Here is a 23,243-nt window from a genome sequence, read left to right as displayed (position 1 = left end):
TCGCGATAGCGTCCGGTCAGGCAGCATCTGCCATAGGGGCAGATCGCAATCGCGAGCAAGCTCACTCCTACGAAGGCTGGGCCAGTAATTGAACTGTGCGAATCCACCTGCTCTAAGCTACCCTGCGCGAATGTTTTAAGAGGTCGGTCATGCACATTCATATTCTGGGTATCTGCGGCACGTTCATGGGTTCGCTGGCGGTGCTCGCCAAGGATCTGGGCCATAAAGTCACTGGCTCCGACGCCAACGTCTATCCACCGATGAGCACACAGCTAGAAGCGCAGGGCATCGAGCTGATGCAGGGTTACGATCCCGCCCACCTGGACCCGGCGCCGGATCTGGTGGTGGTCGGCAACGCCATGTCGCGGGGCAACCCGGCGGTGGAATACGTCCTCAACAAGGGGCTGCCTTACGTCTCCGGCCCGCAATGGCTGGCCGATCATGTGCTGCGCGGTCGCTGGGTACTGGCGGTGGCCGGCACCCACGGCAAGACCACCACCAGCAGTATGCTGGCCTGGGTGCTGGAGCATGCCGGCATGAGCCCGGGCTTTTTGATCGGTGGTGTGCCGCAGAACTTTGCGGTGTCGGCGCGTCTGGGTGACACGCCGTTCTTCGTGGTCGAGGCCGATGAATACGACAGCGCGTTCTTCGACAAGCGCTCCAAGTTCGTTCACTACGGCCCGCGCACGGCGATCCTCAACAACCTCGAATTCGACCACGCCGACATCTTCCCGGACCTGCCGGCCATCGAGCGTCAGTTCCACCATCTGGTACGGACCATCCCCAGCGAAGGCCTGGTGATCCACCCGACCACCGAACCTGCGCTGCAGCGGGTGATTCAGATGGGCTGCTGGACGCCGGTGCAGACCACCGGGCAAGGCGGGCAGTGGCAGGCGAAGCTGCTCAGCGAAGACGGCTCCAAGTTCGAAGTGATCTTTGAAGGCGTTGCCCAAGGCATCGTCGACTGGGGCATGACCGGCCAGCACAACGTCGCCAACGCTCTCGCGACCCTGGCGGCCGCCCGGCATGTCGGCGTCGTGCCGCAGCAGGGCGTCGATGCCTTGAGCGCGTTCAAGAGCGTGAAGCGGCGCATGGAAAAAGTTGCCGAGGTGCGCGGCATCACCATTTATGACGACTTCGCCCACCACCCGACCGCCATCGCCACCACGCTGGACGGCCTGCGTAAAAAGGTCGGCGACGCGCCAATCGTTGCCATCGTCGAGCCGCGTTCCAACTCCATGAAACTGGGCGCGCACCGTGACGGCCTGCCGGAAAGCGTGGTGCAGGCCGATCAGGTGGTCTGGTATGCGCCAGCCAACCTCGGCTGGGACCTGGGCGCGACCGCTGCGCAGTGCACAGTGCCAGCGGTCGTCTGCGACTCCCTGGAAGCGATCATCGAGCGTGTGAAAAGCCAGGCCCAGCCGGGCACCCATGTGGTGATCATGAGCAACGGCGGCTTCGGCGGCCTGCACGGCAAGCTGGCCGAGGCACTGAAATGAGCGGCCCGGAACGCATCACCCTGGCGATGACCGGCGCGTCCGGCGCGCAATACGGCCTGCGTCTGCTCGATTGCCTGATACGTGAAGACCGCGAGGTGCATTTCCTCATCTCCAAGGCCGCGCAACTGGTCATGGCCACGGAAACCGACGTCTCGCTGCCGGCCAAACCGCAGATGATGCAGGCCTTTCTGACTGAGTACACCGGCGCGGCCGACGGGCAGATCCGCGTGTATGGCAAGGAAGACTGGATGTCGCCGGTAGCCTCGGGCTCCGGCGCGCCAGCGGCGATGGTGGTGGTGCCGTGCTCCACCGGCACGCTGTCAGCGATAGCCACCGGCGCTTGCAATAACCTCATCGAACGCGCCGCCGACGTCACCCTCAAGGAGCGTCGGCAGTTGATTCTGGTCCCGCGCGAGGCGCCGTACTCCAGCATCCATCTGGAGAACATGCTCAAGCTGTCGAACCTTGGCGCGGTGATCCTGCCGGCATCGCCGGGCTTCTATCATCAGCCGCAGACCATCGACGATCTGGTTGATTTCGTCGTCGCACGGATTCTCAATCTGCTGAACATCCCTCAAGACATGCTGCCGCGTTGGGGCGAGCATCACTTTGGCCTCGATGAATAAGCTGCTGATCATCACCCTCGGGCTGCTGCTGACCACCGGGTGTTCCACGGTGCGCACGCTGGACGCCAATCAGCCCGGCGCTCCGGTTGTGTATTCCGGTACCCGGCTGGATCTGTACGCGATGCGCGGTGGTTGCTGCGAGAAGGACCGTTTCGGCGCCGAGGCCCCGAAATACCCGTTGCTGGACCTGCCGGGCAGCGCGCTGCTCGACACCTTGCTGCTGCCGTTGTCGGTGCTGACGGTACTGGGGGTAGGGTTTCAGGCGACGGGAGGGATGTAGCCGACACTACTCCTTGTAGGAGCTGGCTTGTCCTGCGATCGGCGGGGAACCCGTCGTAAAGTCTGAGGACTCTACATCCCTGACACTCCGCGTTTCCCGGCATTACGACTGCTTCGCAGCCGGTCGCAGGACAAGCCAGCTCCTACAGGTTTATTACTTGCCGAGCCTGCGCAACTCATCCGACTCGACAACCCGCACGCCATCTTGCTCTTCCAGCGCCAGACGCCACAACGCGCGGGCCAGTTGGCAGGCTTCGATGCCGCCGTATTTGCCGGGTATCAGCTTGGCGATGGGCGCCGCCAGTTGCTCGACCAGACGTTGATCCTGACGCTCGCCGATCAGCAGCGAAGGCCGGGCGATGGTCAGTTGCGGCCAGTTCTGATCCTTGAGCGCTTCTTCCATCTCGCCTTTGACGCGGCTGTAGAAAATGCTCGACTCCGGATCGGCGTTGACCGCGCTGATCACCAATAGATGCCGCGCACCCAGTTCGCGGGCGCGTTTGCCGAAGGCTACCACCATGTCCCGGTCCACCGCACGGAAGGCGTCCTGCGAGCCGGCCTGTTTGATCGTGCTGCCCAGGCAGCAGTAGGCGATATCGACCCGGCCGCCCAGTTCGGGCAGCAGGGGCATCAAGTCGCCAACAGGGTTTTCCAGGTGGGGGTGCTCCGCCAGTGGCCGACGGCTGGGGGCCAGCACGCGGCTTACGGTGGGTTCATTGAGCAAGCGATCGAGCAGATGCTCACCGGTCAATCCAGTCGCCCCGGCCAGCAGGATGTGTTGCGGCGTCAAGTACATGGTCTTTCTCCCTTGATACGCCACAAGCATAGGCGCTCTAACGCAAGAGACTGCACAGGCACGAAGCAGGTTTCACAAATTGTAAGAAATCTTCATTCGAACCAATGACCGGCTGGGCACTGAGCAGTGAACTGTGGGAGGGAGCCCTGCTCGCGAAAGCGTCAGTTCTGGCACCTCTACGGCGACGGTCATACGGTATTCGCGAGCAGGGCTCCCTCCCACGGGGAATCTGTTAATGCCTGATGTTTTTGTCCAGCGACACGGTATTCAGCGCCCGTTCGGCCTGACGTTTGCGCAACTGCTGCCAATGGGCGATGACGCCTTTCGGTGCCCAGATCTGCGGCTCGGACGCTTCGAAGTTTTCTTCGATCTCGCGCTGGGCGACGATGGCCCGCGCGTTCTCGAAGGCTTGCTGCAAATCGTCGGTCTCGACCAGGGCCTTGCCGAACAGCGCTTCGCCGAAATAAGTGAAGTCGGCCTCCTCGGAACAGCCGAACGACACCCGGTCTTCCCGCGAGGCGGTGATGACCATGGTCTTCTCGTCCTTGATCGCCGGGATGAAACCGCCGGAATAACAGGCCGAAATCACCACGATCTTGTCGCGGTTCTTCAGCGGTGCCAGCACGTTGGCCATGTCGCTGGCCGGCAGATCGGACAGCTCCAGGCGCGGCTGGTCGAGTACCAGTTCGTGGTCGTGGGTGCCATGGCTGGTCAGGTAAATGAAGATCAGGTCTTCCGGGCCGCTGCGCTGGGCGAGCGTCTGCACGGCACGGCTGATGTTCTCGCGGGTCGCCAGCGGGCGGTCGGCCATGTGGTCGCGGTGGTTGACCAGATCGATCTGGCCGTAGGCGCCGAAACGGCTGGCGAGCAGTTTGTTGACGTAGTCGGCTTCGCGCAGGAACACGCTCTGTTTACCGTCGCCACCGACCACCAGGCTGTACAGCTCGACCGCGGGGGTCGAGGCCGGCACGGCGGCGAGCGCCTTGTCCAGCAGCGGGCCTTGGGCGAGCAGGCCGAGCTCCAGCGGATCGGGCAGCAACTTGCCTTGGGCATCACGCACGCGTTGACCATTGGCCCAGGTGCCGCTCTGGATGCTGCCGTCGGCATTGGTCAGCATGCCCGGGCCTTCGTAGGTGTCCTGATCGAAGCGGCCGACGTACACACTGCCATCCGGCAACTGCAAACGGCCTTCGCCGGAGAAGCGCCAGTTGTTGAATTGCCCCTGATAACGGGTGCCGTCGGTGCCGATCAGCTCGCCCTTGCCGGTGAAGGCGCCGTCCTTGAACTGCCCGGACCAGACATCGCCATCGGCGTTTTCGTAACGGCCACGGCCGTTCAACTGGCTGTTGTGAAAGCCGCCGACGTACTGATCGCCATCGGCGCTGTTGAAGTTGCCGGTACCTTCCAGCTGGCCGTTGACGAACTTGCCGCTGAACTGATTGCCCGCCGCATCGCTGCGCTGGCCTTCGCCGTTGGGCTTGCCGTGGTTGAACTGGCCCTGATACTCGCTGCCGTCGGCCAGTTCCAGATGGCCGACGCCGTCGTACAGGTCGGCCTTGAACTCGCCGCGATAACTCATGCCGTGTTCTTTGAGGGTGCCTTCGCCTTCGCGACGGCCCAGCTTGTAGCCGCCGACATAACTGCCGGCGCTGGTGGTCAGCGTGCCCTGGCCGTCGAACAGGCCGTCGCGGAAACCGCCCTTGTAGACGTCGCCGTTGCTGGCGTGCCACTCGCCCTGGCCGCTCCATTGGCCTTTGTCGAATTCGCCGGCGTACCAGCTGCCGTTGGGGTAATCGATGCGGCCTTTGCCTTGTAACAGGCCGTTGACCACGTCACCGCGATAGCGGCCGCCGTCGGGCAGACGTGCATCCGGCGGCAGCAGCGATTCGCCGTCACCGCAGGCGGTCAGCAGAAGGGTCAAGGCCAGAGGGGCAAGCGCGCGCATGGTAAATCCCGAAAAAAAGATGTTTCGGCGTGATCGGATCGCGTACTTGTATTGAGTCGCTCACACGGCCGCCCGCGAGTATGCCGCAGCCGGGAAGCGTCATGAAACAGTCTGTTACGACTGTTTCATGTTTTGCGGGTTTTACACGAAGCAGAGCGACAGTGGCTCAGCGATGAACGCCGGCTTGTCCTGACCTTCGATTTCAAGCGTTGCGGTGGCTTTCAGCAGCCATTGCCCCGGCTTCTTTTCGGTGACTTCGGTGAGCGCAACTTTTAGACGAACGCGCGAGTCGACCTTCACTGGCTGGATGAAACGCACGCTGTCCAGACCGTAGTTGACGGCCATTTTCATCCCTTCCGGCATCACCAGCAGCGGTTCCATGAGCTTGGGAATCAGCGACAGCGACAGGAAGCCGTGGGCGATGGTCGAGCCGAACGGCGTCTGCGCAGCCTTCACCGGGTCGACATGGATGAACTGAAAGTCGCCGGTGGCCTCGGCAAACAGGTTAATGCGTGCCTGATCGATGGTCAGCCAGTCGGACGTTCCCAGGTCCTTGCCTTCGTAGCTCTTGAGTGCTGCAACCGGTACTTGAGGCATCGTTACTCTCCTTGTGAATCAACCTTGTGTTTCAACTATGTTTTAACGGACCCACCGATCCGAACGTCGAAGATCAGCACGCCCCGCAGTATTGTCAAGAAACCGGAGACTTGCGAATACCGATCCATAGCCTGCGGGGTGGCATGCGTATAATGCCGCCGCGAATTTGCTGGAGTTTTCTATGTTGCTCAGAGGCCTGACGTGGCTGGTGCTGTTTCAACTGGTGGGGACGGCGCTGAATCACCTGTTCCTGTCGATCCTCCCGGGGCCGATCATTGGCCTGGTGTTGCTGCTGGTCTATCTGATGATCCGCGGCGAGGTCAGCGAGCCGGTGAGCCTCGCGGCGAGCAGTCTGCTGCGCTATCTGCCGCTGTTGCTGGTGCCGCCAGCGGTGGGTGTGATGGTGTACGCCAGCCAGATCGCCGACGATTTTTGGGCGATTGTCGGCTCGCTGGTGCTGTCGCTGATGTTTTCCCTGACCTTTGCCGGCTGGCTGATGCAAAAGCTCATCGACCGCCGCAAGGACGGAGGGCCCCATGATGCTTGACTGGCAAGGCGCGTGGCTGGCGGTGATCCATCACCCTTTATTTGGCATCGCCGTGACCCTGGGCGCCTATCAACTGGTGCTGGCCGGCTATGAGAAAACCCGCTGGGTGTTTCTGCAGCCGGTGCTGGTGTCGATGCTGGTAGTGATCTGTGTGCTGGTCGGTTGCGGGTTGAGTTACGCCGAATACCGCAAGAGCACGGAAATTCTCAGCATTCTGCTCGGCCCGGCGACCGTGGCGCTGGCGGTGCCGCTTTATCTGAATCTGCGCCGCATCCGGCAGTTGTTCTGGCCTGTCTTGACTACGCTGGTGATTGGCGGCGTGGTGGCAACGGCTTCCTGCGTGGCTCTGGGCCGGGTGCTGGGGGCCGATCACATGATTCTGATGACCATGGCGCCGAAGTCGGTGACCTCGCCGATCGCCATGCTGGTGGCCGAGCAGATCGGTGGCGTGGCGGCACTGGCGGCCGTGTTTGTGTTGATCACCGGCGTCATCGGCGCCATATTCGGCCCCGGCCTGTTGACCCTGGCGGGCGTGCGCAGCCCCGAAGCGCGCGGCATGGCGCTGGGTTTGACCGCCCACGCGGTGGGCACTTCGGCGGCGCTGCAGGAAGGTGAAGAATGCGGCGCCTTCGCGGCGCTGGCGATGAGTCTGATGGGGGTTGCCACGGCCTTGTTCCTGCCGTTGGCGGTGTCTCTGGTTGCTTGAGGATGGGTTTATGTCGTTGCCGTTGTTTCCGCTGAACGCTGTGTTGTTTCCGGGGTGTGTGCTCGATCTGCAGATTTTCGAGGCCCGCTACCTGGACATGATTGGCCGCTGCATGAAACAGGGCGAAGGGTTCGGCGTGGTTTGCATCACCGAGGGCAGTGAGGTAGGCGAGGCGCCGGAAGGCTTTTCGCAGATCGGCTGCGAAGCGCTGGTCACTGACTTCCAGCAACAGGAAAACGGCCTGCTTGGCATTCGCGTGGTGGGTGGGCGGCGCTTTCGTGTGGTCAGCACCGAGGTCCGCCGCGACAACCTGCTGGTCGCCGATGTGCACTGGCTGGAAGACCCGCAGGAGCAGCCGCTGCAGGAAGAGGACGAGGATCTGGTGGCGCTGCTGGCGGCGCTGGCCGAACACCCCATGGTCGCGGCATTGAACATGGGCATGACCGCCAGCGGTCAGCATTCACTGGCCAATCAGTTGGCCTATCTGCTGCCGTTTACCGAAGAAGACAAGATCGACCTGCTGGAGATCGACGACGCCGAAGAGCGTCTGGATGCGATTCAGGACCTGCTCGACGAGATGCAGGGGGATTTGCAGGCTTAACGCATGACTTGTAGGAGTGAGCTTGCTCGCGATTGCAGTGGGTCAGTCGATGCTCATGTCGCTGACACGACGTATCGCGAGCAAGCTCACTCCTACAAAGCTGACCGGTGTGAGCAGGGCGACATCAATACTGATAGCGAATCAACCCATGGGCGAACGAGTGCACGGTAAACCCGCCGAGCAACGCCACTATCGCCGGCAGCAACAGCCACCACACCTTCACCGGCAGCGCCGGCAACGACTGCCGGTTCTGCACCACGCTCAGGCTCGCCGCGCAGGCGAAGAATGCCAGCAGCATGCCTGCCAGCAAGTCGGTGGGCCAGTGAACGCCCAGGTACACCCGCGACATGGCAATCGATGTCGCCGGAATCGCCCCCAATACCAGCCAGGTCAGACGCAGGCGCACCGGTTGGCCGCGACCGGCCAGTACCGCCAGGGTCATGAACAGCGCAAACGCGCCGGATGCGTGCCCGCTGGGCATGCTGTAGCTGCTCAGCGGTTCGGCCAGAATTTCCGGGCGGGCGCGGGCGAACAGCTGCTTCATGCACTGATTGATGACGGCGGCGCCCAGCGTCGTGCCGAGGGCGAAAAGGGCGTGGCGCCACTGGCGGGTTGCCACGAGGATGATCAGCAGCAGCGCTGCGGCGCAGAACTGGGTCTTGAAGTCGCCAAGACCGGTGACCAGCACCACGAAGTTTTCGGCGGCGGCGCTGCGATGTTCCTGCACCAGCGTCATCACGCCCTGATCGAGATGGGCCAGATACGGCCAGCCGAGAAACACCGCAATCAACAGAACCAGACTGGTCAGGGCAATCCAGCGTGGCGCATGGCGCTGGTCGCGCAGGCTGGTCTGGATGGCAACGCCCAGCAGAACGGCAAGGCCCGCAGCGACCACCCCGGCCTGTGGCCAGAAACCTTCAGGCAGTGGCAGGCGAATGGCCGCGCCGGTGGCCCAACCCGGCAGAATGTACGCCACCGACCAGCCGGCTGCAGCGATCAGGCTGACCCCGGCGAAGCGCACGACCGGCATGTCGAACATGCCTGCGACCATTGGCAGCATGGGTCGCAGCGGGCCGATGAAGCGGCCGACCAGAAGGCTGGCGATGCCGTAGCGCTGGAAATAGGTTTCGGCGCCACTGATCCATTCCGGATGCTGGCGCAGGCCCGGCAGGCGGCGGATGTTCTGATGGAAGCGACGACCCAGGAAATATGAAACGAAGTCACCCAGCAGGCCGCCGAGAAAACCCAGCAGCAGGGCCTCGCTCAATTGCAGGACGCCGCTGCCGGCCAGTGCCGCGATGGCGAACAGGGCGACGGTGCCGGGCACGATGATGCCGGCAATCGCCAGGCATTCGGTGAAGGCCACCAGAAAGATCGCCGCGCCCAGCCACGACGGGTTGATGCTCAGCCACGCAGTGATGCTGTCCAGCCATGCGCCCATGTTTCAGTGTCCTTGTTCGATGAACAGATAATTGCGGCCTTCGACTTGTCCGCGTCGCACCGGGTTCCGGGTGCAGACCCGCGCATACTCGGCGTCGACGAAGCGGTACATCAGGTGTTCGTCACGGCCGGCGGTAATGCCCAGGCGCGTGGTTTGAATGATTCGGGCAGGGCGCTTGCCCACGTCTTCGACGAAAATCCGCTCAGGGTCGAAACGCTTGCCGTCCCACATCGGAACTTTCAGCCCGAGTGCCTTGCACAGCAGGGTCTGGCCGGCGCACAGCCGTTCCGGCGGGCGCAGGTTGCCGCTGGCGTCGGGGTTGTTCAGTTGCATCCGCGCCAGGCTGTTCGCATCGGAGAAGGCATCGACCCACGGATAGGCCGATTTGATCAGCACGGCGTTGCCCGGGCCTTCGGCGCTGAAGTTCAGCGAATCGCCGCCACGGGAGTAGTACATATAGATGTGGCCGCCATCCAGAAACAAAGCCTTACGCTTTTCTGTGTAGCCGAGAGAGGCGTGACTGCCTTTTTCCTCAAGGTAATACGCTTCGGTTTCGATGACCCGCGCCGACAGCCACAACTCGCCGACCTTGTGCCTGACCACTTTGCCCAGCAGGTCGCGAGCGAGCGTCTGGGCATCGCGGTTGAAGAAACTGTCGGGCAGGGCGCGCTGTGAGTGGTTGGGCATGTAGGCGGGCAACAGGGTGGAATGGCTGGCGATGATAGCAATGTCGCGCTTAATTGCAGCTGAATAGGATTGCACCCTATGTAGGAGCGCGCTTGCCCGCGATTGCATTGTGGGAGCGAATTCATTCGCGATTGGCCGGTACAGCCGGAGCAGATTTGCCAGCCGGAACATCACATCGCGAATGAATTCGCTCCCACAAAAGCGCCGTGATGCGGTTTAGGCCCCCTGAAACCGGCATATATCGACCATCCGCCTGTCGCCGCTGTCGTTCGTCACGCCCGACAGCTATAATCGGCCGCTTTCCTCTCTGCCAAGACCCCTGAGACCATGACTGAGTCCGTTCTTGACTATATGAACCGTCTGGGTCGCGCCGCCCGTGAAGCGTCGCGCGTGATCGGTCGCGCCAGCACCGCGCAGAAAAACCGTGCGCTGGCAGCCACTGCCGCCGCGCTCGATGCTGCCCGTGACGAGCTGACGGCTGCCAACGAACAGGATCTGGCCGCCGGTCGCGCCAACGGTCTGGAAGCCGCATTGCTCGAACGTCTGGCCCTGACCCCGGCGCGCATCGACAGCATGATCGCCGGTTTGCGTCAGGTCGCCAGTCTGCCGGACCCGATCGGCACCATTCGCGACATGAACTTCCAGCCTTCCGGTATTCAGGTCGGCAAGATGCGTGTGCCGCTGGGCGTTGTCGGCATCATCTATGAGTCGCGTCCAAACGTGACCATCGACGCCGCCAGTCTGTGTCTGAAGTCCGGTAATGCCACTATCCTGCGTGGCGGTTCCGAGGCGATCAATTCCAACCGCGCCATCGCCACCTGCATTCAGCGCGGTCTGGCCGAGGCCGGCTTGCCGGCTGCCGTGGTGCAGGTCGTGGAAACGACCGACCGCGCCGCCGTCGGTGCGCTGATCACCATGCCCGAATACGTCGACGTCATCGTACCGCGTGGCGGCAAGGGCCTGATCGAGCGCGTCAGCCGCGAGGCCAAGGTGCCGGTGATCAAGCACCTGGATGGCATCTGCCACATTTATGTCAGTGCTCACGCCGACCTGGCCGCCGCGCAGGCCATCTGCTTCAACGCCAAGACCTACCGTTACGGCATCTGCGGTGCGATGGAAACCCTGCTGGTGGATCAGACCGTCGCAGCCGACTTCCTGCCGCAGATGGCGGCCCAGTTCCGCGAAAAAGGCGTCGAACTGCGTGGCTGCGAGCGCACCTGCGAGCTGATCGATGTCATCCCGGCCACCGAAGAGGACTGGCACACCGAGTACCTCGCGCCGATCCTGTCGATCCGCGTAGTCAGCGGTCTGGATCAGGCCATCGAACACATCAACCACTATGGCTCGCACCACAGCGACGCCATCGTGTCCGAGCACCAGGGCCAGATTCGCCGTTTCATGGCAGAAGTCGACTCCAGCTCGGTGATGATCAACGCGCCGACCTGCTTCGCTGATGGCTTCGAATATGGCCTGGGCGCGGAAATCGGCATCTCCACGGACAAGATTCACGCCCGTGGCCCGGTCGGCCTGGAAGGCCTGACCTGCGAGAAGTACCTGGTGGTCGGCGATGGCCGGCAACTGCGCGGACAAGGGCCGCTCTGACTTGGCCAACGTTCGTCAGAACAAGACTTCCCGCACCCGCCCGCCGAAACGCATCGGCATGTTGGGGGGAACCTTCGATCCGGTGCATATCGGCCATTTGCGCGGCGCGCTGGAAGTCGCCGCGCTGCTTGAACTCGATGAGTTGCGCCTGACGCCCAGCGCCAGGCCGCCCCATCGCGACACGCCGAGTGTTTCGGCACAGGACCGTCTGGCGATGGTCCGCAGTGCGGTGCAGGACGTGCCGCCCTTGACGGTGGATGACCGCGAACTGCTGCGGGACAAGCCGTCGTACACCATCGACACGCTGGAATCGATGCGCGCCGAACTCGCCGCCGACGACCAGCTGTTTCTGTTGCTGGGTTGGGACGCTTTCTGTGGCCTGCCGACCTGGCATCGTTGGGAAGAGTTGCTGGAGCACTGCCATATTGTCGTGCTGCAGCGCCCGGACGCCGACAGCGAGTCGCCGGATGCCTTGCGCAACCTGCTGGCGGCCCGCGCGGTCAGCGATCCGAAGGCCCTCACGGGCCCGGGCGGACACATTACATTCGTCTGGCAGACGCCGCTTTCGGTGTCTGCCACCCAGATCCGCCAACTGCTGGCCAGCGGTAAGTCGGTACGTTTTCTGGTGCCGGACGCAGTACTGGCCTATATCGAGGCACACGGGCTGTACCGTGTGCCCAACTGAACTGAATGAGTTTTTTATGACAAAGCAAAAAATTACCCTGTCCGGCGAAGAGCTGGTCGAACTGGCCAAGGCCGCACTGGAAGACGTCAAGGCCCAGGATATCCAGGTCATCGACGTTCGCGACAAACACAGCCTGACCGACTACATGGTCATCGCCACCGGTACCTCGAACCGCCAGATCAATGCGATGCTGGACAAGGTTCGCGAAAGCGTGAAGTCCAAGGGCGCGCAGCCTCTGGGTGAAGAAGGCAAGGGCGAAAGCGACTGGGTACTGCTGGACCTGGGCGATGTCATCGTCCACATGATGACCGCCGCTGCCCGCCAGTTCTACGACCTGGAGCGTCTGTGGATGGGCGCCGAGCAGAGCCGTGCCGCCAGCGGCGCGCATCACACGCCGGGCAACGAATAAGGCCTTGTCGTGCGTCTGCGTCTGATCGCTGTCGGTTCACGCATGCCCAAGTGGGTGGAAGAGGGCTGGCATGAATATGCCAAGCGTCTGCCATCCGAATTGGCCCTTGAACTGGTCGAGATTCCGCTCAATACCCGTGGCAAGAATGCCGACGTGGCTCGCCTGATCCGTCAGGAAGGTGAGGCCATGCTGGCGAAAGTGCAGCCGGGCGAGCGGATCGTCACCCTCGAAGTGCATGGCAAGCCGTGGAGCACCGAGCAACTGGCGGTCGAACTCGATCGCTGGCGCCTGGATTCGCGTACGGTCAACCTGATGGTCGGTGGCCCGGAAGGGCTGGCGCCGGAAGTCTGTGCCCGTGCCGAGCAGCGTTGGTCGCTGTCGCCCTTGACGCTGCCGCACCCGCTGGTGCGCATCCTCATCGGCGAGCAGATTTATCGTGCCTGGACGGTGTTGTCCGGTCACCCTTATCACAAGTAGCGCCGCTGCCTTCACTGTGAACACGCCCTAAATGTCTCAGCCGATTCGCCTGAAAGATCACGAAAAGGACGCACGCCTGGTGCGCAACCGGGTCGTGGTCGGTGCTGTGCTCGTGATCGTGCTGATTTGCGTTTTGGTGGCGCGGCTGTATTTCCTCCAGGTGATCCAGTACGAGTACCACTCGACCCTGTCGGAAAACAACCGGGTGCATGTGCAGCCGATTCCGCCGAGTCGCGGGCTGATCTTCGACCGCAACGGCGTGGTCATTGCCGACAACCGGCCCAGTTTCAACCTGAGCATGACCCGCGAACGCTCCGGCGGCGACTGGGCGAAGGTGCTCGACACCATCGTCGAAGTGCTGGAGTTGACCCCGGATGACCGGATCATCTTCGAAAAGCGCATGAAGCAGGGGCGTCGTCCGTTCGAGCCGGTGCCGATTCTGTTCGAGTTGACCGAAGAGCAGATTGCCCGGGTTGCCGTGAACCAGTTCCGTCTGCCGGGCGTCGAGGTGGTCGCGCAACTGATGCGGCACTACCCGCAGGGCGCGCATTTTGCCCACTCGGTCGGCTACATGGGGCGGATCAACGAGAAAGAGCTGAAAAGTCTCGATCCGGTGAACTACAGCGGCACCCACCACATGGGCAAGACCGGCATCGAGCGCTTCTACGAGCCTGAGCTGCACGGTCAGGTCGGTTACGAAGAAGTCGAAACCAACGCCCGTGGCCGTGTACTGCGCGTGCTCAAGCGTACCGATCCGGTACCGGGCAAGGACATCGTGCTGTCCCTCGACATCCAGTTGCAGGAAGCCGCCGAGGCCGCGTTGGCCGGGCGTCGTGGTGCGGTGGTAGCGCTCGATCCGAACACTGGCGAAGTACTGGCGATGGTCAGTCAGCCGAGTTTCGACCCGAACCTGTTCGTCACCGGGATCAGCTTCAAGGCTTATTCCGAGCTGCGCGATTCGGTTGACCGGCCGCTGTTCAACCGCATCCTGCGTGGCCTGTATCCGCCCGGCTCGACCATCAAGCCGGCGGTGGCCATCGCTGGCCTCGACACGGGTGTGGTGACTGCGAGCACCCGGGTGTTCGACCCCGGTTACTACATGCTGCCGAACTACGATCACAAGTACCGCAACTGGAACCGCACCGGTGACGGCTGGGTCGATCTCGACACGGCGATCATGCGTTCCAACGACACCTACTTCTACGACCTGGCGCACAAGGTCGGCATCGACCGGCTGGCGTCGTACCTGAACAAGTTCGGCATCGGCCAGAAGGTCTCGCTGGACATGTTCGAGGAATCCCCGGGCCTGATGCCGTCCCGTGACTGGAAGCGCATCACCCGGCGTCAGGCCTGGTTCCCCGGCGAGACGCTGATTCTCGGTATCGGTCAGGGCTACATGCAGGCCACGCCGCTGCAACTGGCCCAAGCCACCGCGCTGGTGGCGAACAAGGGCAAGTGGAACCGTCCGCACCTGGCCAAGAGCATCGAAGGACAGAAACCGGTGGACCCCAACCCGATGCCTGACATTGTCCTGCGCGATTCGTCCGACTGGGCCAAGGTCAACCACGGCATGCAGCAGGTGATGCACGGTGCCCGTGGTACTGCGCGCAAGGCGGCCATCGGTGCGCAATACCGCATCGCCGGCAAGAGCGGCACGGCGCAGGTCGTGGCGATTCGCCAGGGCGAGAAGTACGACCGCTCCAAAGTCCAGGAACGCCATCGCGACCACGCCCTGTTCGTCGGCTTCGCGCCGGCCGACAACCCGAAAATCGTTGTGGCGGTGATGATCGAGAACGGTGAATCCGGTTCCGGCGCTGCGGCGCCTGTGGTACGGCAGGTCATGGACGCCTGGTTGCTCGGCCCGGATGGCCGCCTGAAACCTGAATACGCCAGCAATACACTGCCTCCGGAGACCGCGGCCCGTGAAGAGTAATTTCGACCGCATCCTCTCCAGCGAAGACGTGATGCGCCGTCGCGCCACCTTCCTGCAGAAAATCCATGTCGATGGCCCCCTGCTGATCCTGCTGCTGACCCTGGCGGCCGGCAGCCTGTTTGTCCTTTATTCCGCCAGCGGCAAGAGCTGGGACTTGCTGATCAAGCAGACCACCTCGTTCGGCATCGGTCTGGTGTCGATGTTCGTCATTGCCCAGCTGGAGCCGCGTTTCATGGCGCGCTGGGTGCCGGTGGCCTACGTGTTCGGCGTGCTGCTGCTGGTGGCGGTGGACGTCATGGGCCACAACGCCATGGGTGCGACGCGCTGGATCAACATTCCCGGGGTGATCCGCTTCCAGCCCTCGGAATTCATGAAGATCATCATGCCGGCGACCATCGCCTGGTATCTGTCCAAACGGACCCTGCCGCCGCACCTCAAGCATGTGGCGGTGAGTCTGGGCCTGATCGGTCTGCCGTTCATTCTCATCGTGCGCCAGCCGGACCTCGGCACGTCGCTGCTGATTCTGGCCTCGGGTACTTTCGTGCTGTTCATGGCCGGCCTGCGCTGGCGCTGGATCATCGGTGTGATCGCCGCCGCCGTGCCGGTAGCCGTGGCGATGTGGTTCTTCTTCATGCACGACTACCAGAAGCAGCGCATCCTGACCTTCCTCGACCCGGAAAGCGACCCGCTGGGCACCGGCTGGAACATCATTCAGTCCAAGGCGGCCATCGGTTCCGGCGGCGTATTCGGCAAAGGCTGGTTGCTCGGCACTCAGTCGCACCTGGACTTCCTTCCGGAAAGCCACACCGACTTCATCATCGCCGTGCTTGGCGAGGAGTTCGGTCTGGTCGGGATCTGTGCGCTGCTGCTGATCTATCTGGCGCTGATCGGCCGCGGCCTGGTCATCACCGCGCAGGCGCAGACCCTGTACGGCAAATTGCTGGCGGGCAGCCTGACCATGACTTTCTTCGTTTACGTGTTCGTCAACATCGGCATGGTCAGCGGTCTGCTGCCCGTGGTGGGAGTGCCGCTGCCCTTTATTAGCTACGGCGGAACTTCGCTCGTGACGCTGCTGTCAGCGTTTGGGGTTTTGATGTCGATCCATACCCACCGCAAGTGGATCGCTCAGGTTTGATTAAGGTGAAAAACTCGATGCAAGTAGTGCGTGGCTGGGCTGCCCGATGTGTACCGCTGGTCGGTCTGATGGGCATCTTCGGTTCTGTGCAGGAGTCGCTTGCCGGCGACTATGAGGGCTCCCCTCAAGTCGCTCAGTTCGTGGGGGAAATGACCCGCGATTACGGTTTTGCCGGCGAGCAGTTGATTGAAGTTTTTCGCGATGTGCAGCGTAAGCAATCGATCCTCGACGCCATTTCGCGGCCGGCCGAGCGCGTCAAACCATGGAAGGACTACCGTCCGATGTTCCTCACCGATGCGCGCGTCGCAAGGGGCGTGGACTTCTGGCGGCAGCACGAATTTGCCCTGGCGCGGGCCGAGCAGGAGTACGGCGTGCCGGCGCAGGTGATCGTCGCGATCATCGGGGTGGAAACCTTTTTCGGCCGCAATACCGGGAATTACCGGGTGATCGACGCTTTATCGACGCTGAGTTTCGACTATCCTCCTAGAGCCGAGTTTTTTCGCAAGGAGCTGCGCGAGTTTCTCCTGCTGACCCGTGAAGAGCAGGTCGACCCATTGACGCTCAAAGGCTCGTACGCCGGAGCGATGGGTTTGCCGCAATTCATGCCCAGCAGTTTTCGCGCTTACGCGGTGGATTTTGACGGAGACGGTCACATCAACATCTGGAACGATCCGGACGACGCCATTGGCAGCGTGGCCAGTTATTTCAAACGCCACGGCTGGGTCGCGGGCGAGCGGGTAGTCAGTCGTGCAAGCGTGCAGGGCAGTCGCGTCGACGAAGGTTTGAGCCCGGGTCTTGAGCCGGTGAAGACCGTCGGGGAGTTGCGGGCGCTGGGGTGGGCGAGTCATGATGCGCTGCGCGATGATATGCCGGTCACGGCTTTTCGCCTGGAAGGCGACAAAGGCCCTGAATACTGGATGGGTTTAAAGAATTTTTACGCTATCACGCGATACAACCGCAGCGTGATGTACGCCATGGCCGTGCATCAGCTGTCTGAACTGCTTGTTCAAGCCCGGGGCGTCAAGTAATGCGGTCATTGCCGATTCAACAACCATTGAAGCTGATGGCCTTCGCGGCACTGGCATTGCTCGTCGTCAGTTGCTCCACCAGTCGTCCGACCCAACAGGGCAACATCATCCGTTCGCAGCCGGGTCTGGACATCAACCGGGCCCACAAGGACGGCGCGCCGTGGTGGGATGTCGACGTTTCGCGCATTCCCGATGCCGTCCCGACCCTGCACACCGGCCCCTACAAGGCCAACCCGTACACCGTGCTGGGCAAGACCTATTTCCCGCTCAGCGACTCGGCGAGCTACGTGCAGACCGGTACGGCGTCCTGGTATGGCACCAAGTTCCACGGGCAGAACACCGCCAACGGCGAAGTGTATGACCTGTATGGCATGAGCGCTGCGCACAAGACCCTGCCGCTGCCCAGCTATGTCCGCGTGACCAACCTGGACAACAACCGCACCGTGATTCTGCGGGTCAACGATCGCGGGCCGTTCTATTCGGACCGGATCATCGACCTGTCCTACGCGGCGGCGAAGAAGCTCGGTTACGCCGAAACCGGTACTGCGCGGGTGAAAGTCGAAGGTATCGACCCGGCCCAGTACTGGGCACAGCGCGGCAAGCCGGCGCCGTTGATGCTCGATCAGCCGCAAGTGGCCAGCAACCCGCCACCACGGCAGGTCGCAGCGCCGGTGATCACGGCGTCGGCGGGCACCATCGAGCAGTGGACGCCTCCGCCGCAGCAACACGCCGCGCCGGTTTCGCCGGTCCCGATCGATGCAAAAAAAAACGCTTCCGGACCAGCGTCTGGGCTGTTTCTCCAAGTGGGAGCCTTCGCCAACCCGGACGCTGCGGAACTGCTCCGTTCGAAGTTGAGCGGGATGGTTCGGGCCCCGGTGTTCGTGAGTTCGATAGCGCGCAATCAACAGACGCTCTACCGCGTGCGAATGGGACCGGTCGACACGCCGGGTGAAGCCCAGCAACTGCAGAACAGCGTACGTTCGGCCAACCTGGGGTCGCCGAGCGTCGTCACCGATCAGTGATCCGCGTCCCGGCAACGGGACAGGATCAAAACGCCGGACCGGCGACTTGCCGCCAGAGCAAGCGTCCCCGGCGTCGTTTCACGGGCTTTCAAAAGTCCGTTGCCAGGGTGGCCTGGCACACACAACAGCTTTGCCCGCGAGGGCATGTTTGCCCATTAGCATTTTCGAGAGACGGATGAACATCACCACCTTTGCAAAACGCCTTTGCCTGCTTATTCCGCTATTCACCGCGCCTGCCGTGTTCGCGGCAGAACAGATGACGCCATCGCCTCCGCAACTGGCTGCCAAGGCGTATGTGCTGATGGATGCCAACAGCGGCAACGTCCTGGTCGAAAACAACGGAGACCAGCGCCTGCCGCCGGCTTCCCTGACCAAGCTGATGACGGCGTACATCGCCACCCTGGAAATCCGTCGCGGCCAGATCGGCGAGAACGATCCGGTGACCGTCAGCGAAAACGCCTGGCGTACCGGCGGTTCGCGGATGTTCATCAAGGTCGGCAGCCAGGTCACCGTCAGCGACCTGCTGCACGGCATCATCATTCAGTCGGGTAACGACGCCAGCGTCGCGGTGTCCGAGCACATCGCCGGCAGCGAAGACGCGTTCGCCGACATGATGAACAAGACCGCGGGCGACCTGGGCATGGTCAACAGCCACTTCATGAACCCGACCGGCCTGCCGAACCCTGATCACTACTCCACCGCCCACGACATGGCGCTGCTGGCCCGTGCGATCATCCACGAAGACCCGGCTCACTACGCGATCTATTCGCAGAAAGAGTTCTTCTGGAACGGCATCAAACAGCCGAACCGCAACCTGCTGCTGTGGCGCGACAAGACCGTCGACGGTCTGAAAACCGGCCACACCGAAGAAGCCGGCTACTGCATGGTGTCGTCCGCCGTGCGTGACGGCATGCGTCTGATCGCCGTGGTCTTCGGTACCAACAGCGAACAGGCTCGCGCCGCTGAAACCCAGAAGCTGCTGACCTACGGTTTCCGCTTCTTCGAAACCCAGACCTTCTACCAGAAGGGCACCGAACTGGCTCAGGCGCCGGTCTGGAAAGGCGCCGAGCACCAGATCAAGGTCGGCCTGGCTGACGATCTGTCCATGACCATGCCAAAAGGCGAGATCAAGAAGCTCACCGCCAGCATGAGCATCAACCCGAAACTGGTCGCTCCGATCGCCAAGGGCGATGTGGTCGGTCAGGTTGAAGTGAAGCTGGAAGACAAGGTCGTGCGCACCGCTAATCTCATCGCTATGGACGGTGTTGAAGAAGGTGGTATCTTCCGCCGCCTGTGGGACAGCATCCGCATGTTCTTCTACAGTCTGTTCAACTGATCGACGCTCGATCATTGTTCCGTACGCCCCTGCCGCTGATCGCGGCGGGGGACTGTCCGTTTTCCGGCTTACGAGGCCGTTACTGCCATGACAGATTCCGAAGTTAAAGCTCCAAAGATCGAATTCCCCTGCGCCGATTACCCGATCAAAGTGATCGGCGACACCATTGTCGATATCAAGCAGAAGATCGTCGACATCGTGAAGAAGCACGCAACGATCAACGATGAACGTGTGGACGAGCGCCAGAGCAGCAATGGTAAATACACCACCATTCAGCTGCATATCTTCGCCACCGGTCAGGACCAGCTCTACGACATCAACAGTGAACTGCGCGCCACCGGTTTCGTGCACATGGTGCTGTGATGAGCGCAACGCTGGGCTTTCGCGATCTCGGATTGATCGACTACGAGCCCACCTGGCAAGCCATGCAACGTTTTACCGACGGTCGCACCCGCGATACCGCCGACGAAGTGTGGCTGGTCCAGCACCCGCCGGTTTTTACCCAGGGACAGTCCGGCAAGCCCGAGCATCTACTACTTCCGGGTGATATTCCGGTGGTACAGGTCGATCGGGGTGGCCAAGTGACTTATCATGGTCCCGGTCAACTGGTGGCCTACCTGATGCTGGATGTGCGCCGCCTGGGGTTTGGCGTACGTGAACTGGTGACGCGGATCGAGCACAGCCTGATCGACCTGCTGGCCAGTTATGGCGTCACCGCTGCGGCCAAGGCCGAAGCCCCCGGGGTCTATGTCGATGGCGCGAAGATCGCCTCGCTGGGCCTTCGTATCCGTAATGGCTGTTCGTTCCATGGTCTGGCGCTGAACGTCGACATGGACCTGAACCCCTTTAACCGGATCAATCCCTGTGGGTACGCGGGGCTGGCGATGACCCAGCTGCGTGAACAGGCAGGGCCGATTGAATTTGCCGAGGTCAGTGCCCGGCTGCGCGCGCAGCTCGTCAGACACCTCGACTACGCTGAGCAGACGACCCTAACGGGCGGAATCGATTGATATGACTACTGCGCATGAGACGGCAGACATAGCCGTGCAAAATGATAGTGCCGTGCAAACCCTGATCCCGACAGTAAGCGTGGCCACGCCGCGCCCTAAAGTAGAAGCCGGCGTGAAGCTGCGCGGTGCGGAAAAGGTCGCGCGCATCCCGGTGAAGATCATCCCGACGGTCGAGTTGCCGAAGAAGCCTGACTGGATTCGCGTGCGCATCCCGGTTTCGCCGGAAGTCGACCGCATTAAGCAATTGCTGCGCAAGCACAAGCTGCACAGTGTCTGCGAAGAAGCGTCCTGCCCGAACCTGGGCGAATGCTTCTCCGGCGGCACCGCGACTTTCATGATCATGGGTGACATCTGCACCCGTCGTTGCCCGTTCTGTGACGTCGGTCACGGCCGTCCGAAACCTCTGGACGTCGATGAGCCGAAGAACCTCGCGGTGGCGATCGCCGACCTGCGCCTGAAGTACGTGGTCATCACCTCGGTAGACCGCGACGACCTGCGTGACGGCGGTGCCCAGCACTTCGCCGATTGCATCCGCGAAATCCGCGCGCTGTCGCCGAACGTACAGCTGGAAACCCTGGTGCCGGACTACCGCGGCCGCATGGACATCGCGCTGGAAATCACCGCAGCGACGCCGCCGGACGTGTTCAACCACAACCTGGAAACCGTACCGCGTCTGTACAAGGCTGCGCGTCCGGGCTCGGACTACCAGTGGTCGCTGACGCTGCTGCAACGCTTCAAGGAAATGGTCCCGCACGTGCCGACCAAATCCGGTCTGATGCTGGGTCTGGGTGAAACCGACGATGAAGTCATCGAAGTCATGCAGCGCATGCGCGAACACAACATCGACATGCTGACCCTGGGCCAGTACCTGCAACCGTCCCGCAGCCACCTGCCGGTCCAGCGTTTCGTCCACCCGGACACCTTCGCCTGGTTCGCCGAGGAAGGTTACAAGATGGGCTTCAAAAACGTTGCGTCGGGGCCGCTGGTGCGTTCCTCGTACCACGCGGACGAGCAAGCCAAGCTGACCAAGTCGCTGCTGACAGCGGGTTGATCGCAGGCTTCTGCCGCAGAAAACAGAACGGGCCGGAGAGTGATCTCCGGCCCGTTTTTTGTTTGCGCCGACAATGGTTGCCTGGCTTCAGGCCGAAGGTCGTGGGAGGGAGCCCTGCTCGCGAAAGCGGACTATCAGTCGATGTCACAGTGACTGACCGGACGCATTCGCGAGCAGGGCTCCCTCCCACTGGGTCATGTGTCCGGTCAAGCCGAGAGGGTAGCCCGGGCGACGCAAGGCTTTTACTGCCGACGCAGACTGTCCAGCAACTCCTGAGTCGGGTAGCCATCGGCGGGCCAGCCCAGCGATTGTTGCGCGCTGCGGATGGCTTTGCGCGTATTGGCGCCGATGATGCCGTCTGCAGCGCCAGCATCGTACTGACGGGCCGAGAGCAGGGTTTGCAGTTCGATGCGTTCGGAACGGCTCAACGGGCGGTCGCCCCGTGGCCAGTTGCCGACAACGTAACCGCCGCCGTTGAAACGCCCGGACAGCAGGCCGATGCCCAGTGCATAGGACGAAGAGTTGTTGTACTTGAGAACCGCGCGGAAGTTGTCCATCACCAGAAACGCCGGGCCCTTGTAGCCGGCTGGCAGCAGCAATGCCGCCTGCTGTTGCAGCAGATTGGCCGGCAATGCCGAGCCGTTCGGCAATTTCAGGCCCAGTTGCTGCCATTCGCCGATGCTCTTGCGCGTCGATGCATCGGTCATCGCGTAGTCGAAGCCTGGATTCAACCGCACCTCGAAGCCCCACGGCTGACCTTTCTGCCAGCCGGAGCTTTGCAGGTAATGCGCGGTCGAGGCCAGTGCGTCGAGAGGGGAGTTCCAGATGTCGCGGCGGCCATCACCGTCGAAATCCACTGCGTGGGTGTTGTAGGTGGTCGGAATGAATTGGGTCTGGCCCATGGCGCCGGCCCACGAGCCGAGCATGTTCGGTGCATCGATATCGCCGTGCTGAATGATCTGCAAGGCAGCGATCAACTGCTCCTGAGCGAACTGCGGACGGCGGCCTTCATAGGCCAGGGTAGCCAGCGAGCGGATCACCGATTGCGTGCCCTGGAACTGGCCGAAGCTGCTTTCCATGCCCCACACCGCGATCAGCGCCTGACGGTCCACACCGTAACGCTGCTCGATGGTGGTCAGCGCATCGGCATACTGCGCCAGCAGGGCCTGGCCCTTGCGCACGCGCACGGCGGAAATCGCACTGTCCAGGTATTCCCAGACCGGGCGTGTGAATTCGGGCTGGCTGCGATCAGCCTTGATGACACTCATGTCCGGGGTGACACCGGCAAAGGCGCGGTCGAAAACGTCAGGGCGAATACCGGCGTTCAGTGCCTGGGCGCGAAACGCGCTCTGCCATTCGCTGAAACTCATGGCCGGCTGGATTTCGAAATTGTCTTCATCAGGGCTGGCTACGGCGCCAACGGCGACGGGCGCGCTTCGGGCGACTTGCAGAGGCGCGGTGCCCTGCAGTGGTGTTGCGGCGGCGGGCGTGGGTTGCTCGGCGCAGGCAACCAGTACAGAGAGGCTGGAGAGTGCGATCAGCTGGCGTACCGGCCAACGACGGGGAAAGCTAAGGGGCATTCTGGGGTCCGCAGGTAAAACCGTAAGGTGCAGACCTTAACATGGCGCTCCGGCTGGCGGGGCGTTGGGGCGATAACCTGATGTGTTTTCAGGCCGCCATAACGGAAGAAGCCTCCCAATCTCTCGACTGGAAGGCTTCGCGGCGGTAGCTGCCCTTGCCCTTGGCGGGTCGTTCCTGGCGGCTGCGGAACAGGGGCTGGGCGATGATGGATTTGGCTTTGTTGGGCCGTTTCGGCTTGCTCATGACACGT

25 protein-coding genes are annotated in these 23,243 nt (G+C 62.3%); 18 read left to right on the top strand and 7 right to left on the bottom strand.

Annotation, left to right across the window (positions count from 1 at the left end):
• The first annotated feature begins 149 nt into the window (after window positions 1–149).
• From mpl to ACIPL0_RS16790, 3 genes are read left to right on the top strand one after another with little or no spacing between them, the layout of a single operon-like run.
• A complete protein-coding gene (mpl, locus tag ACIPL0_RS16800) occupies window positions 150–1,499 on the top strand; it encodes a UDP-N-acetylmuramate:L-alanyl-gamma-D-glutamyl-meso-diaminopimelate ligase (protein ID WP_400597506.1) in 1,350 nt (449 codons plus the stop codon).
• Entirely contained in the window at window positions 1,496–2,125 is a 630-nt protein-coding gene (ubiX, locus tag ACIPL0_RS16795; RefSeq protein WP_400597507.1) for a flavin prenyltransferase UbiX, read from the top strand. Before mpl ends, ubiX begins: the two co-directional genes overlap by 4 nt.
• Window positions 2,118–2,405 carry a YceK/YidQ family lipoprotein gene (locus ACIPL0_RS16790; protein WP_400597508.1) on the top strand — a complete coding sequence of 96 codons (288 nt, stop codon included), beginning with the start codon at window positions 2,118–2,120 and terminating at the stop codon, window positions 2,403–2,405. Before ubiX ends, ACIPL0_RS16790 begins: the two co-directional genes overlap by 8 nt.
• 153 nt (window positions 2,406–2,558) lie before the next feature.
• Here the strand turns inward: ACIPL0_RS16790 and ACIPL0_RS16785 are convergent, their stop codons facing one another.
• The 3 genes from ACIPL0_RS16785 to ACIPL0_RS16775 form a co-directional block, all read right to left on the bottom strand.
• Window positions 2,559–3,200, bottom strand: a complete 642-nt coding sequence (locus tag ACIPL0_RS16785; protein WP_400597510.1) for an oxidoreductase — start codon at window positions 3,198–3,200, stop codon at window positions 2,559–2,561.
• A 232-nt stretch (window positions 3,201–3,432) separates the two neighbouring features.
• A complete protein-coding gene (locus ACIPL0_RS16780) occupies window positions 3,433–5,145 on the bottom strand; it encodes a C13 family peptidase (RefSeq protein ID WP_400597512.1) in 1,713 nt (570 codons plus the stop codon).
• 141 nt (window positions 5,146–5,286) lie between these two features.
• Complete coding sequence (locus tag ACIPL0_RS16775) at window positions 5,287–5,742, bottom strand: MaoC family dehydratase (protein WP_400597514.1); 456 nt, start codon at window positions 5,740–5,742, stop codon at window positions 5,287–5,289.
• 181 nt (window positions 5,743–5,923) lie between these two features.
• Here ACIPL0_RS16775 and ACIPL0_RS16770 point away from each other — a divergent pair, with 181 nt between their 5' ends.
• From ACIPL0_RS16770 to ACIPL0_RS16760, 3 genes are read left to right on the top strand one after another with little or no spacing between them, the layout of a single operon-like run.
• Window positions 5,924–6,289, top strand: a complete 366-nt coding sequence (locus ACIPL0_RS16770; RefSeq protein ID WP_400597516.1) for a CidA/LrgA family protein — start codon at window positions 5,924–5,926, stop codon at window positions 6,287–6,289.
• Window positions 6,279–6,995, top strand: a complete 717-nt coding sequence (locus tag ACIPL0_RS16765; protein WP_400597518.1) for an LrgB family protein — start codon at window positions 6,279–6,281, stop codon at window positions 6,993–6,995. Before ACIPL0_RS16770 ends, ACIPL0_RS16765 begins: the two co-directional genes overlap by 11 nt.
• Window positions 6,996–7,005: 10 nt before the next feature.
• Window positions 7,006–7,596, top strand: a complete 591-nt coding sequence (locus ACIPL0_RS16760) for an LON peptidase substrate-binding domain-containing protein (RefSeq protein WP_400597520.1) — start codon at window positions 7,006–7,008, stop codon at window positions 7,594–7,596.
• Window positions 7,597–7,720: 124 nt separating this feature from the next.
• Here ACIPL0_RS16760 and ACIPL0_RS16755 read toward each other — a convergent pair whose 3' ends face one another.
• Both ACIPL0_RS16755 and ACIPL0_RS16750 read right to left on the bottom strand, forming a co-directional pair.
• Window positions 7,721–9,037: a bifunctional DedA family/phosphatase PAP2 family protein gene (locus tag ACIPL0_RS16755; RefSeq protein WP_400597522.1), complete on the bottom strand. Its 1,317-nt coding sequence runs from the start codon at window positions 9,035–9,037 to the stop codon at window positions 7,721–7,723.
• 3 nt (window positions 9,038–9,040) lie between these two features.
• On the bottom strand, window positions 9,041–9,724 hold the full coding sequence (locus ACIPL0_RS16750; protein WP_400597524.1) for a DNA-3-methyladenine glycosylase: 684 nt from the start codon (window positions 9,722–9,724) through the stop codon (window positions 9,041–9,043).
• Window positions 9,725–10,051: 327 nt separating this feature from the next.
• On the opposite strand from ACIPL0_RS16750, the gene ACIPL0_RS16745 reads away from it, so the two are divergent.
• From ACIPL0_RS16745 to lipA, 12 genes are all read left to right on the top strand, one after another.
• Window positions 10,052–11,326: a glutamate-5-semialdehyde dehydrogenase gene (locus ACIPL0_RS16745; RefSeq protein ID WP_400597526.1), complete on the top strand. Its 1,275-nt coding sequence runs from the start codon at window positions 10,052–10,054 to the stop codon at window positions 11,324–11,326.
• Window positions 11,292–12,011, top strand: coding sequence for a nicotinate-nucleotide adenylyltransferase (gene nadD, locus ACIPL0_RS16740; RefSeq protein WP_400731554.1), 720 nt, complete (start codon window positions 11,292–11,294; stop codon window positions 12,009–12,011). The genes ACIPL0_RS16745 and nadD overlap by 35 nt, the downstream gene beginning before the upstream one ends.
• Before the next feature lie 16 nt (window positions 12,012–12,027).
• On the top strand, window positions 12,028–12,420 hold the full coding sequence (rsfS, locus tag ACIPL0_RS16735; protein WP_400597529.1) for a ribosome silencing factor: 393 nt from the start codon (window positions 12,028–12,030) through the stop codon (window positions 12,418–12,420).
• 9 nt (window positions 12,421–12,429) lie between these two features.
• Entirely contained in the window at window positions 12,430–12,897 is a 468-nt protein-coding gene (gene rlmH, locus ACIPL0_RS16730) for a 23S rRNA (pseudouridine(1915)-N(3))-methyltransferase RlmH (protein WP_400597531.1), read from the top strand.
• A 31-nt stretch (window positions 12,898–12,928) separates the two neighbouring features.
• A complete protein-coding gene (gene mrdA, locus ACIPL0_RS16725) occupies window positions 12,929–14,830 on the top strand; it encodes a penicillin-binding protein 2 (protein ID WP_400597533.1) in 1,902 nt (633 codons plus the stop codon).
• A 31-nt stretch (window positions 14,831–14,861) separates the two neighbouring features.
• Window positions 14,862–15,965: a rod shape-determining protein RodA gene (gene rodA, locus ACIPL0_RS16720; RefSeq protein ID WP_400597750.1), complete on the top strand. Its 1,104-nt coding sequence runs from the start codon at window positions 14,862–14,864 to the stop codon at window positions 15,963–15,965.
• Window positions 15,966–15,982: 17 nt separating this feature from the next.
• A complete protein-coding gene (mltB, locus tag ACIPL0_RS16715; protein ID WP_400597535.1) occupies window positions 15,983–16,993 on the top strand; it encodes a lytic murein transglycosylase B in 1,011 nt (336 codons plus the stop codon).
• The gene (locus ACIPL0_RS16710) at window positions 16,993–18,015 is read left to right on the top strand and encodes a septal ring lytic transglycosylase RlpA family protein (protein ID WP_400597538.1); all 1,023 of its coding nucleotides are present in this window, start codon (window positions 16,993–16,995) and stop codon (window positions 18,013–18,015) included. Before mltB ends, ACIPL0_RS16710 begins: the two co-directional genes overlap by 1 nt.
• Before the next feature lie 175 nt (window positions 18,016–18,190).
• Window positions 18,191–19,351, top strand: coding sequence for a D-alanyl-D-alanine carboxypeptidase family protein (locus ACIPL0_RS16705; protein ID WP_400597540.1), 1,161 nt, complete (start codon window positions 18,191–18,193; stop codon window positions 19,349–19,351).
• A gap of 87 nt (window positions 19,352–19,438) precedes the next feature.
• On the top strand, window positions 19,439–19,714 hold the full coding sequence (locus tag ACIPL0_RS16700; RefSeq protein ID WP_400597542.1) for a DUF493 domain-containing protein: 276 nt from the start codon (window positions 19,439–19,441) through the stop codon (window positions 19,712–19,714).
• Window positions 19,714–20,361, top strand: coding sequence for a lipoyl(octanoyl) transferase LipB (gene lipB / locus ACIPL0_RS16695; RefSeq protein WP_400597544.1), 648 nt, complete (start codon window positions 19,714–19,716; stop codon window positions 20,359–20,361). The genes ACIPL0_RS16700 and lipB overlap by 1 nt, the downstream gene beginning before the upstream one ends.
• A gap of 1 nt (window position 20,362) precedes the next feature.
• Complete coding sequence (lipA, locus tag ACIPL0_RS16690; protein ID WP_400597547.1) at window positions 20,363–21,412, top strand: lipoyl synthase; 1,050 nt, start codon at window positions 20,363–20,365, stop codon at window positions 21,410–21,412.
• A gap of 242 nt (window positions 21,413–21,654) precedes the next feature.
• Here the strand turns inward: lipA and ACIPL0_RS16685 are convergent, their stop codons facing one another.
• A complete protein-coding gene (locus ACIPL0_RS16685) occupies window positions 21,655–22,992 on the bottom strand; it encodes a lytic murein transglycosylase (protein WP_400597548.1) in 1,338 nt (445 codons plus the stop codon).
• An 88-nt stretch (window positions 22,993–23,080) separates the two neighbouring features.
• Window positions 23,081–23,236 (bottom strand): alternative ribosome rescue factor ArfA, encoded by a 156-nt coding sequence (arfA, locus tag ACIPL0_RS16680; protein WP_400597549.1) that lies wholly within the window; start codon window positions 23,234–23,236, stop codon window positions 23,081–23,083.
• Window positions 23,237–23,243: the final 7 nt, after the last annotated feature.

This window comes from Pseudomonas sp. NPDC090208 (genome assembly GCF_044746785.1).
Lineage (GTDB): Bacteria > Pseudomonadota > Gammaproteobacteria > Pseudomonadales > Pseudomonadaceae > Aquipseudomonas.
Note: the sequence above shows the minus strand (reverse complement) of the source record. Positions and strands in the feature narration are given on the sequence as shown.